Source organism: Caballeronia sp. LZ029 (genome assembly GCF_031451275.1).
In the GTDB taxonomy this organism is placed as follows: Bacteria; Pseudomonadota; Gammaproteobacteria; order Burkholderiales; family Burkholderiaceae; genus Caballeronia; species Caballeronia jiangsuensis.
Genome location: NZ_JARUXO010000093.1, coordinates 118,141 through 131,575 on the forward strand (window position 1 = coordinate 118,141; position 13,435 = coordinate 131,575).

A 13,435-nucleotide genomic window follows, 5' to 3' on the forward strand; every position below is an offset into this window, starting at 1 on the left:
ATGAGCGACTGGCAAATCTATCTCGTCGTCGGCGTGTTCTCGGTGGTGATCCTCGTGATCGCCTTCGATCTGATCGACATGGCCGTGGCCGCGCTCGTCGGCACGAGCGTGCTGATCGCGCTCGGCATCATCGACGAACAGGATCTGCTCGCGACCGCGCGGACCGCGGCGGGGCCGCTCAGCCTGCTGTTCGGCGGCATGGTCGTCGCGCGCATACTGGCGACCACGGGCCTCTTCGATCTCGTCGGCGATTACTATCTCAGGGCCACGGCGGGCAGCGGCAAGCGCTTTCTGCTCCTGCTGATCGTGATCGTCGCCCCGCTGTGCGCGCTGCTTCCCAATGCGACGACGGTGATCCTGCTCGCTCCGATCATCATTCGCGTCGCCCGCGCGCTCGATATCGACATCGTGCCGCCGATGATCCTCACCGCCCTCCTCAGCAATGCCGCCGGTCTGCTCACGCTCGTCGGCGACCCGGCGACCTTTCTCGTCGGCAGTTCGATCGGCATGAGTTTCGGCGAGTATCTGCGGCGTGCGAGCCTCGGCGGCCTGCTCGCGATCGGCGTGGTGATTCCGCTCTTGCCCATTCTGATGCGCGGCATCTGGCGCAGCGTCAAGCCCCTGCCGCCCCGCACTCCTCGAGCCAAACTGAAGCGGCCGGTCTACGCCGCGCTGGCGGTCCTCGTGCTCGCGCTCATGATGGTGCTGTTCGTGCTCGGCGAGGAGTTGCCCACGCGCATCGTGCCGCCCGTGGTCGCGGTGATCGCCAGCGCACTCGCGCTGCTCGTCGCGTACGCGTTCAAGGTCGAGCCCACCGATCGCGTGCTGCGCGATGTCGACTGGAAGACGCTGCTCTTCCTGACCTGCATCTTCTGTCTCGTGCAGGGCATGGCGAAGACGGGCCTGCTGCAGGTCATGTCGCTCAAGCTATATGAGGTGTTCGGCACGCGCCTCACGCTCGTCGCGCTCGCGATGATCTGCGGGATCGGATTGCTTTCCTCGCTGCTCGCGAACGTGCCGGTGGCGGCCGCGTCCATCCTGATGGTCAAGGGCTATCTCGTCACGGCGGAGTTCGTGCCGGAGTCGGCCTTGTCGGACCAGTTCACGCAGTGGCCCGCGCCGGTCATTCCCGTCTTCATCGCGATGATGTACGGCGCGACGCTCGGAGGTAACGCGACGCTCGTCGGTTCGGCGGCGAATGTCGTGGCTGCGGGAATCTGCACGCAGGAAGGCGCGCCGATCAGCTTCGGCCGCTTCCTGCGCTATGGCCTTCCGGTGACGCTGTGTCAGCTCGCGATCACGGCGGCATACGTCGTCGTGCTTGCGCGCTTTCTTCATTGAACGTTCGACGATGCCGATCCATGCAGACTGATCACACGCCCCGGTCGCGACAGGTCGTCACCGGCGCGGTTCAGCGCTGGATGCGCCATCTGCCGATTGTCGCGATGTTCAGGAGCTATCGCGCCGGGTGGCTGAAGAACGACATCATCGCCGGCCTCGTGCTGACGACGATGCTCGTGCCGGTCGGCATCGCATATGCGGAGGCGTCGGGCGTGCCCGGCGTATGCGGTCTGTACGCGACGATCGTGCCGCTGCTCGCTTACGCGATCTTCGGTCCGAGCCGGATTCTCGTGCTCGGTCCCGACTCGGCGCTCGCCGCGCCCGTCCTCGCGGTCGTCGTGATCGGCGCGTCGGGCGATCCTTCTCGCGCCATCGCCGTCGCGGGCATGATGGCGATCGTGTCGGGCATCGTCTGCATCGTCTTCGGCATGCTCAAGCTCGGCTTCGTCACGGAGTTGCTGTCCAAGCCGATCCGCTACGGCTACATGAACGGCATCGCGCTGACGGTGCTGATCAGCCAGTTGCCCAAGCTCTTCGCGATTTCCATCGAGGACCGCGGACCGCTGCGCGACCTGTTTGAACTTGTCAAAGCCATCGCGGCCGGGCAATCCAACTGGACCAGCTTTGCCGTGGGCGCAGGCAGTCTCTTGCTCATCCTGCTGCTGAAGCGCTTCGACAAGGTGCCGGGCATTCTGATCGCGGTCGTGCTCGCGACCCTGTGCGTCATGGTGTTTCATCTCGACCGCCAAGGCGTGAAGGTGCTCGGGACGATTCCTCAGGGATTGCCCGCGTTGTCGCTGCCGTGGGCGAGCGGCGCAGACATCGTCCGGATCGTGCTCGGCGGTTGCGCCGTGGCGATGATCGCGTTCGCGGACACGAGCGTGCTGTCGCGCACCTTCGCGGCACGCGCCAACATGCGCGTCGATCCGAATCAGGAAATGATCGGGCTGGGCGTCGCCAATCTCGCAACCGGGCTCTTTCAGGGCTTTCCGATCAGCAGCAGTTCGTCGCGCACGCCGGTCGCCGAAGCGGCGGGCGCGCGCACGCAGGTGACGGGCATCGTCGGCGCGCTCGCCGTCGCGGCCGTGCTGCTCGCCGCGCCGAATCTTCTGCGGCATCTGCCCAGCAGCGCGCTCGCGGCCGTCGTGATCGCGGCGGCGATCGGTCTCTTCGAATTCAGCGACCTGAAGCGCATCTATCGCATCCAGCAGTGGGAGTTCTGGCTTTCCGTGTGCTGCTTCATTGGCGTTGCCGTGTTCGGCGCGATACCCGGCATCTGCATCGCCGTGGTGATCGCGGTCATCGAATTCCTGTGGGACGGCTGGCGCCCGCATTTCGCGGTGCTCGGCCGGGTGGAAGGATTGCGCGGCTATCACGACCTGAAGCGCTACCCGAACGCGGAACAGATTCCGGGACTGCTGCTGTTTCGCTGGGATGCGCCGCTCTTCTTCGCAAACGCGGAGCTGTTTCAGCAACGTGTGATCGAAGCGGTGAATGAAGCACCGACGCCGGTGAAGCGCGTCCTCGTCACCGCCGAGCCGGTGACGAGCGTCGATGTGACGTCCGCCGACATGCTGCGCGAGCTGCATCGCGCGTTGAGAGAACGCGGCATCGAGCTGCATTTCGCCGAGATGAAAGACCCCGTCCGCGACAAGCTCAGACGCTTCGAGCTGACGTCGATCTTTCCCGACGCGTGCTTTCATCCGACCATCGGCAGCGCAGTCGATGCGTATCGCGACGCCGGCTAACTTTCCGTCGCGCATAAAACGACGGCTCGACTCGACATTTATTTATGTCGACACGAATAAATCAAGCGACTATGATGGAGACGACCGGCTATGGAATGAGGAGACATGCTGATGATCAAGATTGAAAAGCTCACCGCCTGTATCGGCGCGGAACTGTCGGGCGTCAACCTGGGCGACGCATCGCGCGATGCGTCCTTGTTTGCGGAAATCAAGGCACTGCTGCTACAGCACCGCGTGCTCTTTTTCCGCGATCAGAACATCTCGCGGGAAGAGCATGTCGCGTTCGCGCGCAAGTTCGGCGATCTGGAAGATCATCCGGTCGCGGGAAGCGATCCGGAACATCCGGGCCTCGTGCGGATTTATCGATCGGACGCGAAAAATCCGTACGAAAACAACTTTCACACCGACGGGTTGTGGCGGCCGGAACCTTCGATGGGCGCAGTGCTCCGCTGCATCGAGTGCCCCGAAACGGGCGGGGACACGATCTGGGTCAATATGGTCGAGGCCTATAAGCAATTGCCGGAAGAGATCAAGCATCGCATCGCGGGTCTTCGGGCGAAAAGCAGCATCGAGCATTCGTTCGGTGCGGCGATGGATCCCGACGAACGCCGCAAGCTCGCCGCGCAAAATCCGGACGTCGAACATCCTGTCGTTCGCACGCACCCGGAGACCGGCGAGAAGGTCCTGTACGTGGGAAGCTTCACGACGCACTTCGTCAACTTCCATACACCGGACAACGTCCGTTACGGTCTCGACAAGACGCCGGGCGCAAGCCTCCTGCTCAACTATCTGCAAAGCCAGGCGCTGATTCCGGAATATCAGGTGCGTTTCCGATGGAAACCGAACAGCATCGCCGTCTGGGACAATCGCTCCACGCAGCACTACGCGGTCATGGACTACTGGCCGGCGCCGCGCAAGATGGAACGCGCGGGCATCATCGGTGACAAGCCTTATTGAAGCATCGCGGCGCGTTGCTTCCTGAACAGCAGCACGGCCAGCGTATCCGTTTCATTCATCGGATACCGCTGGCCGTGTCTTTTCTACTTCGCTCGCCGCTTCAGGCAGTCTTGCGCAGAAAACCCTGATTGCCGCCGTTGCGATTCGGCGCGAAGCCGTTGGCCTGTAGCGATTCCTCCACCGTATCGTAAAAGACCCCGATGCGCGAGATCTCGCGGGCCTGCTGTGCGGTCGCGATCTCGCGTCCGAATTCGCGCGACATGCGAACCAGTTGCTCGATCTGCCTGACCGTACTCATCTTCTCGGTGCGCGACTGATTCCACAGACAGTCTTCCGTACCGCAACGTACATGCAGACCCATTGAAATACCCCACATGTTCACGGGCAACACGTTGCGCACGTTGCTTTCCACCGTGACCACCGCACCGTCCGGCACGGCACGAATGAAGTTGGCGAGGCTGTAGACGTTCGGCGTGTCCATGCCGCCGGCTATCGCGACCCAGTTCATCACGAGCGGGCCTTTGTAGAAGCCACGCCGCATCAACCGCTCGACCGATTCGAAGCTGTTGAGGTTGTAGCACTGGAAGGCGCTCTGGATGCCCTTGGCCGTCAGACGCCGCACGTGTTCCTCGACCCATCCCGGCTGCGCGGGAACGGTCATTTCCTTGTAGGCATTGAACAGCGCGGGCTGCTCGCGCGACGTGCCCTTGAAGTCCGCGTCTTCCGCCTGATCGGTGACGTTCATCTGCGAAGTATTCACCGTCACTGTCACCTGATCCGGCTTCGGTTCGAGTTCGGCCAGCATGTGACGCGTATCGTCCGACAGCCATTTGGCGGCCTGCCCTTCATCCTCGGGCGCGAACGAAATGGAACCGCCGACCTGGATGATCATGTCCGGCACCCGCTTGCGCACGCCTGCAATCAATTGATTGAGCATCGACAGGCGCTTGCTGCCCTTGCCATCCAGCTCGCGCACGTGCAGATGCAGCACGGTGGCGCCCGCGTTATAGCAGTCCACCGCTTTCTGAATCTGGTCTTCCATCGTGACCGGAATGTCTTCGGGGAAGTCGCCGGGCAGCCATCCGGGCGCATAGGGCGCAGCCGTGATGATCAGCGGTTGCTGGTTCTCGGGAAAGAGATGACCGTCGAGAAAATTCATGTCGATTTCCAGGTGAGAGGCAGATTTCCTTGCGGCAGGCAGACAGCGCGCAAAGGCATTGATTGCGTCCGCCGTCGTGAGCGGACGTGGACGATTCGGCACAGCGCGCGACGCTATCGCGGCATGGCGAGTTCACCGATGAATGCTTCGGCCAAGGGCCATTCGCCATGACCCGACGCCGGATTCAGATGACCGACATCGCCGAGTTCGACGAAGCGGCTTCCCCACGCGTGCGCAAATTCGCGGGCGCGCGCGAGCCGCGTCAAAGGGTCGTTGCTGCTTGCCGCGACGATGCTCGGAAATGGCAAGGCGTCACGCGGAATCGGCAACCATCCATGCTCGTTCAATGCGTCGATCGTCGGATAGCCGGGTGGCATGGGCGTTTCGAGATCGGCCGGCGCCGCAAGCAGCGCGCCGTGAATCGCACGCGAGGCGTGGCGGCTCGCCCAATGCGCGAGCATCATCACGCCCGCACTGTGCGCGACGACGATGACCGGACCTTCGATCGAACCCAGCGCGCGCTCGATCGCATCGACGCGTGCAGCGCAACTGAGCTTGTCATGTTCGAGCGGCGCGACGCTTCGCACGCGCGGCAGCTTCTGCGCGAGCAGCGTCTGCCAATGGTCCGCCACGTGTTCGCGCAAGCCCGGAACGATGAGCACGGTCGCGGATGTGATGTTCGAATTGGACATGTGTTCGATGTTCGGAGGGTGAAGTCGAAAGCCGCATAGCGTCTCTCATGCACGCGCGGTCGCGCGTATCTTCGTCGTTACGGCACGAGCACCGTGGACCCCACCGTCTTGCGCGATTCGAGCGCGCGATGCGCGTCGGCGGCTTCATCGAGCGCGAACATCTGCCCGGGCTCGCTCTTGATCTTCCCGGCCAGCACGAGATCGAAAAGCTCGCGAGCCATCGACAACATATGCGAACGCGGCGTCGCGTAATGCACCATCGCGGGCCGCGTCACCCAGAGCGATCCCTTGCGCGCCAGTACGCGCGTATCGATCTGCACGGGACCGGACGACGTGCCATTGCTCACCAGCGTTCCGCGCGCCTGCAAGCTGTCCAGCGACGCATCGAGCGTGTCCTTGCCAACCGAGTCGAAAACCACTTCGACGCCCTTGCCATCGGTGAGCTCGCGCACTCGTTCGGCGATGTTTTCCCGCGAAGTGACGATGGTGTGCGTACAGCCATTCGCCTTCGCCACTTCGGCCTTCGCGTCGGAGCTGACCGTGCCGATCATCGTGACGCCCAGCGCGCGCGCCCATTGACAGGCGATCAGGCCGACCCCGCCCGCCGCAGCGTGATACAGGATGGTTTCGTGGCCTTTGAGCGGGTACACCTGACGAAACAGGTACTGCGCGGTCATGCCCTTCATGATCAGCGTCGCAGCGGTCTTGTCGCTGATGCCCTCGGGCAAGGGAATGAGCACATCGGCGGGCATCACGCGGACGTCCGAATAGGCGCCCTGCGGGCCCAGCAGATAGCCGACGCGATCGCCCACCTTGATGTCATCGACGCCTTCGCCGATGGCTTCGACCACGCCTACGGCATCGGAGCCGAGGCCATTGGGCAACGCAAGCGGATACTGCCCCGTGCGGAAATAGATGTCGATGAAATTGACCGCCACGAACGTATGACGCACACGCGCCTCGCCGGGACCGGGTTCGCCGACTGCAACAGTTTCGAGGCGGAGGACTTCGGGGCCACCGATTTCATCGAAGCGAATTGCTTTTGCCATGTTCAACTTTCCTTGGTGAATGATCGACTATCGCGGCTCGTTGCGCCGCGCTTGCGGGACATCGCGTAATCATGTCGGGATCGCATCAGAACATCTGGCGAATGCCGACTTCGAAGCCCATCTGATTCGAGCCTCCGAACGGAGCGGCGGGAACAGCGGTGCCCGCCGATACCGAGTAGATCGCGCCCTTTCCGTGATTCTTCATATACCCCGCGACGCCATAAACCGATGTGCGCTTGCTCAGGAAGTAGTTCGCCCTGAGCATGCCGAGCGTGCCATCGGCGTCATCGGCTGCATTGCCTATGTGCGAAAGCTGGGCGTCGAACTGCCACGCGCCATAGAGGACGGATGCGCCGAGGTATTCGACATCGGTCTTGACCGAGCGCACATCGCCGTGAAGCAGACGATGAATCCAGCCCATGCCCAGGCGGACCGGCCCGACCGTGAGATGACCGTTGACCTGATAGCGGCGGTCGGTATCGCCGGAGTTCGTGAACGCGACACCGGGCGCACCCGGCACGACCGTATTCGGCGCTGAGCCCTGCCCGCCTCTCTGCTCCTCGAAGGACGTCGCGACGCCCCAGTTGCTCGCGTCGTACTTGATCATGGCGGACAAGCCGCGGCAGGCCACGAAGTCGCCTGCAACCTGACCGCCGCAATTGCCCGCCGTCGATGCATCCCGGCCGAACGAATACGTTGCACCGACGGTGAATCCATAGAACGTGCCCATGTAGGCGACGGCGTTATCGAATCGGTCCGCGAGCAACGCGCTATCCAGCGATCCCAGACTGCCGATGCCGGCGGGACCGACGATGTTCGCGTCGGTCATCGCCCATGTCTGCATGCTGTACTGACGCCCGAAGGTAAGCTGTCCCCAGCCATTCTTCAGGCCGACATAGGCCTGACGCCCGAACAGACGGCCTGCTTGCTGCAGCGCGCCGTTCGAGAGGGAGAAGCCGTTTTCCAGCGTGAAAATCGCTTTAAGTCCGCCGCCCAGATCTTCCGATCCCTTCAGGCCCCACCGCGAAGGCACGTCGCCGCCGCCGATCACCGGCATGCGGGCAACCGACCCGCCGGTAGGCGTCGCGTGCGTCAGATATTCGACGCCCGTATCGACGATGCCGTATAGCGTGACCGAACTTTGCGCGAATGCGGGCGCGCACGCCAATGGTGCCATTACAGAAATCGCGAGTCGTGCTTTCCTCATTTCGTCTCCGCTTTGTTTATTCTGCATACCGAATCTTTATCGATTCGGTCGGCTCGAACTGTTCAATCACGATTCCCACGCATGACCCCGGCTGCGTCGAGGATCGAAAGGCGAGGACGTGCAGCATCACGCTGGATTCAGTCTATCAGCCAAATATATTTATGTCGACATCAATTACGAAGCGCGCAGATTTGCAGCCGTCGCTTGAAATCCGCACTGCTCCCGAATGAAGCAATCGTCCGGGCCAGTCTAGTTTTGTCCCGGACAGTCGACTTGACGAATCGAGCCACGCACTTGGCATTTGCTGACACTGCGGGTAAACGCCGAAGCCCTTCGCCCCGCATCCCGAATGCCAAACCGTGACGCGATCAGTCAAGCGCGCGAATCGTGTCGTCAAGACAATCAGGCCGTAACGAATTCACCGACCTCATGATTTCAAGGAAAGCGCCACCATGCGAATCAAACCGCTTACATGCTCGATCGGTGCGGAACTCACGAATGTGAATGTCGCGGATGTCGCGCGAAGCGAATCATTGTTCGCCGAGATCAAGGCGCTGCTGCTGAAGCATCGCGTGCTGTTCTTTCGCGACCAGGACATATCGCGCGCCGATCATGTCGCCTTCGCGCGCTGCTTCGGCGATCTCGAAGATCATCCCGTCGCCAATACGGTGCCGGGATATCCCGGTCTGATCGAGATCTACAAGAGCGAGAAGCGCGATCACTTCGAAAACACGTACCACAGCGACGCCTCGTGGCGCGCCAATCCGCCGAGGGCCGCCGTATTGCGCTGCATCTCGTGTCCGGATGTGGGCGGCGATACCATCTGGGTGAACATGGTGGAGGCGTACAACAGCCTGCCGGAAGAGATCAAGATGAAGATCGCGGGCCTGCGTGCCAAGCATGGCATCGAGCATTCGTTCGGCGCGATTCTCACGACCGAGGAGCGCGAGGAACTGGTCAGAAAGAATCCGCTGGTGGATCATCCGGTGGTCCGGACGCATCCGGAGACGGGTGAAAAGGTCCTGTACGTGGGGCCGTTCTCGACTCACTTCATCAACTATCACACGCCAGAGAACGTGCGCTTCGGACAGGACAAGACGCCGGGCGCGAGCCTGCTGCTCAACTATCTGATCAGTCAGGCGGCCATTCCGGAGTATCAGGTGCGCTTCCGCTGGGAACCGAACAGCCTCGCGATATGGGACAACATGGCGACCCAGCACTACGCGGTGAGCGATTACTGGCCGGCGCCGCGTCGCATGGAACGCGCCACCGTACGGGGAGAACGGCCGTTCTGAGAGCCGACTGTCACGCACACTGACATCGACTGATAAGTCGTTGTCGCGAGTTGCAAAGCGGTTCCGTCGAACAGACCTCAGAGTCGAATGGGCCGGGTCATGACGCGCCGACCGAAAAGAAATTCCAGGAGACAAGCAAGCATGAACGTGATTCCCGATGCGCCCTCGGCCAGCCATCACGACGGCTACATCACAGGCCGGCGGCAGGCGTGGTTTGCCTTCGCGATGACCTTCGCGCTCATGTTGTTCGACTTCATCGATCGCCAGGTGATCGTTTCGCTCTTTCCTCACATCAAGAGCGAATGGGGTCTCAGCGACAAGCAACTGGGTTCGCTCGTGTCAATCGTTTCGATCGTCGTGGCGGCAGGCGGCATTCCCGTCGCGCTCATCGCCGACCGAAAGGGGCGCGTGAAAAGCATCATCGTGATGGCGATCGCGTGGAGCCTCGCGACGATATCGTGCATGTTCACCGGCAACTACGGACAGTTGTTCGCCGCACGCGCTGTCGTGGGCCTCGGGGAAACGGGCTACGGCTCGGTAGGCGCGGCCCTCATCTCGACGTTGTTTCCGCGGCGACTGCGAAGCGCGACGCTCGGCGCATTCTTCGCGGCGCCATCGCTGGGCTCGGTGCTGGGCGTGTTCCTCGGTGGCATCATCGCGGCGCATTGGGGCTGGAAGGCCGCGTTCGGCGTCGTGGGCGTGCCTGGGCTCGTGCTGGCGCTCATCTATCTGCGCGTGCGCGACTACGACTCCGTGCCGCTGACATCGGATACGAGCCGCGCCCCGCAGCGGCTAGGCGAAACGCTCAGCCATATCTTCGGCACGTTGATGCGCACGCCCACCTTGCTGTTCGTCTGCGCAGGCGCGGCGGCGCAGTTGATCACAGTGTCCGCCATCTGGTCGTGGCTGCCGAGCTATCTCAATCGTTATCACGCGATGAACGCCGAGTCGGCGTCCAGAGCGGCGGCGGCTGTCGTCCTGATCGGCGCGTTGAGCTGCACGTTCTGGGGCATCGCCGTGGGACGCGTGGCGCAACGCAGGCCGCGTAACAAGCTGCCCGCGCTGTCGGTGCTTTGCGTGACGACATCCGCGATCTTCATTACGGCATTCGGCGGACATTACACGGGCGATGTGCAATTCAGATTGATCGTCGTGGGCGCATTCTTCATGAACTGCACGGTGGGCGTGGTGGCGGGCGTCGCGATGGACGTCATTCATCCCGGCATGCGCTCGACGGGCGCCGCCGTGCTGTCCCTGTTCCAGAACATGTTCGGACTGGCCGTCGGTCCGCTTCTGGCGGGCATCCTGTCCGATCGATGGGGTCTGCAGCATGCACTGGCACTCACGCCGCTGTTCAGCCTGCTGGCGGCCGTGTTCTTCGTCGTCGCCATGCGCAGCTATGACAGGGATGTCGGGCGTATCGCGGCGGTCGAGCGGGACGTTGCGCCCGCCGTCGCCGAAGATCGCGTGCCTGAACCGCAAACCGAGTGACGGTTGAGCGCACTCACGCAAGTCCCGCTTCCTACTTCACACCATCAGGAACCCCGATGTCGAATCATATTGCTTCGCTGCCGCTCGCCGGCGTGCGCGTTCTCGATCTTTCCCGCGTGCTCGCAGGCCCGTGGTGCGGCATGGTGCTCGGCGATCTCGGCGCGGAGGTGATCAAGGTGGAGCATCCGCAACGTGGCGACGATACGCGCGACTGGGGCTTGCGCGCCGGTTCGTCGGGAACGTCCTATTTCAACAGCGCGAATCGCAACAAGCGTTCGGTCACCATCGACTTGCAAACCAGCGAAGGACAGCGCATTGCGCGTGCGCTCGCGCGGCAGTGCGACGTCGTCGTGCAAAACTTCAAACCAGGCGGCGCTGACAAATTCGGACTCGGCTACGCGCAACTGAAGCAGGAACACGAGTCGCTCATCTACTGTTCGATCTCGGGCTACGATCCGACCGGAACCGAAGCCGAACGTCCCGGCTACGACCTGCTCGTGCAAGGCGAAGCCGGGCTGATGGCGTTGAATGGCGAGGCCAGCCAGCCGCCGCTCAAATTCGGCATCGCCGCCGTCGATCTGTTCACCGGCATGTATGCGGCACAGGCGGTGCTCGCGGCATTGTTCGAACGTCAGAGAACGGGACGCGGCCGGCACATCGAAATGGCGCTGTTCGATTGCGGCCTCATGATCACGTCGTATTACGGACTCGAAGCGCTGATGACGGGCAAAGACCCCTTGCGCTACGGCAATGCGCATCCGTCGATCGTGCCGTATGGCGTCTTCGACGCGCAGGACGGGGCGCTCGTCATTACTGTCGGCAACAATGCGCAGTTCGTCCGGTTCTGCTGCGACGTGATCGATCGCCCCGACCTCGCCGAAGATGACCGCTTTCGCACGAACATCGCCCGGGCTGAAAACCGCTCGACGTTATTGCCGGAGATCGATCGCGAGCTTGCGCGACGCACGCGCGCCGTCTTGCTCGAACGTCTGAAGCAGGCGAACATTCCGTGCGGCGAAGTGCTCGGTCTGCACGAGGCGTTGTCGTCGGAACGGGCAACGGGTTCCGGTCTCGTCACGAACGTGCCGCATCCCGAAACCGGCGAGATGCAGGTGCTGTCGCCGCCGTATCGGTTCGACGGTGCGCGCCCGCCCGTTCGGCGCGCGCCGCCGCCGCTCGGCGAAGGCACGCGTGAAGTGCTTCACTCGCTGCTCGAAATGAGCGATGCGCAGATCAGGCAACTCGAAGCGGATGGAATCGTGTGAGCTTCAAACGATCGCACTGCCGCGCGGAACATCGCGACGCTTCAGTGTGTTTCGTTCGCGTCGTCCGCAAAGTAGTCGGTTCTCCAGCGCGTAGGCGGCTTGCCGAACTCGCAACTGAACCATCGCGAGAACGCGCTGACTTCGGAGAAGCCCACGAGGATCGCGATGTCCGAGACCGTATGGCGGCGATTGCCGAGATATCGCATCGCCAGTTCGCCACGCACTTCGTTGACGAGTGCGGAGAAACTCTGTCCCGCCTGCTCCAGTTGCCGTTGCAGCGTGCGGGGCGCGAAGCCGAGGCGCTGTCCAACGCGTTCGATGGCGCCGTGCCCCTGCGGCAGCAGGATATGGATCGCGCGCCGCACTTCGTCCGTTATCGATGCGGGTCGCGATGGCAGCCGCAAATCGAGCAGTTCTTTCGCATAGCGCGCGAGCACGGCATCGCCGAGCGGATTGGGCCGATCCAGCTCCTCACGCGTGAGCGCGATGGCGTCGAACTCTGAATCGAACTCGACGTTCGGCCCCAGAAATGGCCGATGAAACCGCATGCTTTCAGGCGCGGCATGCGCAAAATACACGCCGCGCGCTTTCCACTGCGCGCCGAGAATGCCGCGGATCAGATTGAAAACCGCGCCGACAGTCAACTCCACGATATCGCGCCCGGGATCGGGCCGCCCGGTGACCAGCACCACATGCACGAGCGACACGTCGCCAAAGTCCGCCACGCGGATCGAAACCGAATCGCTCAGCATGTGACGATACTGCTCGATCTCCGCGAGCACATGGCGCAGCGTCGGCTGATGCTGGAGATAGAGACTCACCGCGCCGAAGTCCGACAGCCGCCACGCTTCGCCGATGCGCACGCCGAGTGATCGAAGCTCCGACGATCTCGCCGATTCCTCGAACACGCTCGCAAGCCCCGACTCGGGGATGCGCAAATCGGGGGCGCTCAGACAGTCCGGATCCAGCCCGGCTTTGCGCACCTTGCAGACCGGATCGATGCCTGCGGCACGGGCGATACTGGAATACTTGATCAGCGATGCGCTGCGAACGAAGATAGCCATGGCGGGGTCGTCGAATTCAGCCGGTAAACCTACAGGATAGACGCCGCGCCGTCTGCACGGAATAACCACTATGGCCTTCGGCGAGCCGTCGCGCCTGCCCGGTTAGTGTCGGCGATATTTTTGTCGACATTACACACGTCGCGTCCTAGAATCAATATGTTAAAAAC

The 13,435-nt window shown here is 62.6% G+C and carries 11 protein-coding genes; 6 read left to right on the top strand and 5 right to left on the bottom strand.

Annotation, left to right across the window (positions count from 1 at the left end):
* From QCE73_RS34685 to QCE73_RS34695, 3 genes are all read left to right on the top strand, one after another.
* Complete coding sequence (locus QCE73_RS34685) at nt 1-1,341, top strand: SLC13 family permease (protein ID WP_309885434.1); 1,341 nt, start codon at nt 1-3, stop codon at nt 1,339-1,341.
* 20 nt (nt 1,342-1,361) lie between these two features.
* Entirely contained in the window at nt 1,362-3,089 is a 1,728-nt protein-coding gene (locus tag QCE73_RS34690; RefSeq protein ID WP_309885435.1) for a sulfate permease, read from the top strand.
* Between the two features lie 114 nt (nt 3,090-3,203).
* A complete protein-coding gene (locus QCE73_RS34695) occupies nt 3,204-4,046 on the top strand; it encodes a TauD/TfdA family dioxygenase (protein WP_309885676.1) in 843 nt (280 codons plus the stop codon).
* A 100-nt stretch (nt 4,047-4,146) separates the two neighbouring features.
* On the opposite strand, the gene QCE73_RS34700 is transcribed toward QCE73_RS34695, so the two are convergent.
* The 4 genes from QCE73_RS34700 to QCE73_RS34715 form a co-directional block, all read right to left on the bottom strand.
* Nucleotides 4,147-5,205, bottom strand: coding sequence for a 3-keto-5-aminohexanoate cleavage protein (locus QCE73_RS34700; protein WP_309885436.1), 1,059 nt, complete (start codon nt 5,203-5,205; stop codon nt 4,147-4,149).
* Nucleotides 5,206-5,318: 113 nt separating this feature from the next.
* On the bottom strand, nt 5,319-5,897 hold the full coding sequence (locus QCE73_RS34705) for an alpha/beta hydrolase (protein ID WP_309885437.1): 579 nt from the start codon (nt 5,895-5,897) through the stop codon (nt 5,319-5,321).
* A gap of 77 nt (nt 5,898-5,974) precedes the next feature.
* The gene (locus QCE73_RS34710; protein ID WP_309885438.1) at nt 5,975-6,946 is read right to left on the bottom strand and encodes a quinone oxidoreductase; all 972 of its coding nucleotides are present in this window, start codon (nt 6,944-6,946) and stop codon (nt 5,975-5,977) included.
* Between the two features lie 85 nt (nt 6,947-7,031).
* Complete coding sequence (locus tag QCE73_RS34715) at nt 7,032-8,153, bottom strand: porin (protein WP_404989852.1); 1,122 nt, start codon at nt 8,151-8,153, stop codon at nt 7,032-7,034.
* A gap of 452 nt (nt 8,154-8,605) precedes the next feature.
* Here QCE73_RS34715 and QCE73_RS34720 point away from each other — a divergent pair, with 452 nt between their 5' ends.
* From QCE73_RS34720 to QCE73_RS34730, 3 genes are all read left to right on the top strand, one after another.
* Nucleotides 8,606-9,448, top strand: coding sequence for a TauD/TfdA family dioxygenase (locus QCE73_RS34720; RefSeq protein ID WP_309885440.1), 843 nt, complete (start codon nt 8,606-8,608; stop codon nt 9,446-9,448).
* A gap of 141 nt (nt 9,449-9,589) precedes the next feature.
* The gene (locus tag QCE73_RS34725; RefSeq protein WP_309885441.1) at nt 9,590-10,939 is read left to right on the top strand and encodes an MFS transporter; all 1,350 of its coding nucleotides are present in this window, start codon (nt 9,590-9,592) and stop codon (nt 10,937-10,939) included.
* Between the two features lie 56 nt (nt 10,940-10,995).
* On the top strand, nt 10,996-12,204 hold the full coding sequence (locus QCE73_RS34730) for a CaiB/BaiF CoA-transferase family protein (RefSeq protein ID WP_309885442.1): 1,209 nt from the start codon (nt 10,996-10,998) through the stop codon (nt 12,202-12,204).
* 41 nt (nt 12,205-12,245) lie between these two features.
* Here QCE73_RS34730 and QCE73_RS34735 read toward each other — a convergent pair whose 3' ends face one another.
* Complete coding sequence (locus tag QCE73_RS34735; protein WP_309885443.1) at nt 12,246-13,268, bottom strand: AraC family transcriptional regulator; 1,023 nt, start codon at nt 13,266-13,268, stop codon at nt 12,246-12,248.
* Nucleotides 13,269-13,435 lie beyond the last annotated feature (167 nt).